This is a genomic window from Psychroserpens mesophilus, from assembly GCF_050617655.1.
Classification (GTDB): Bacteria; Bacteroidota; Bacteroidia; order Flavobacteriales; family Flavobacteriaceae; genus Psychroserpens; species Psychroserpens mesophilus_A.
In genome coordinates this window covers 1-240 of the sequence record NZ_JBODQC010000458.1, presented here as the reverse complement: position 1 = coordinate 240, position 240 = coordinate 1, and the positions used below count along the sequence as shown (strand labels likewise).

Annotated in this window: 1 pseudogene; it reads right to left on the bottom strand. The window is 64.2% G+C overall.

The window, feature by feature from the left end:
* Window positions 1-240: pseudogene (locus tag ACRHNM_RS17980) on the bottom strand (hypothetical protein); the annotation flags it as partial.

Here is a 240-nt window from a genome sequence, read left to right as displayed (position 1 = left end):
GGCGTAGCTGATGGCGCCGCCGATGGTGTTGCCGGCGGACGCCACCAGGATGGCGGGCCAGAACATGTCGGGCGACAGCTTGATGTAGCCGAACACCGCCGGGTCCGAGCCGAGCGGCAGCAACGTCGCCGAGATCAGCGAAACGATGAAGATGGCGGGCAGGCCTACCGAGGGCAGGGCCAACAGGTTCAGTAGCCAATGAATGGCCGATAGCAGGCTTTCTTCCATGATGCCAGCGAG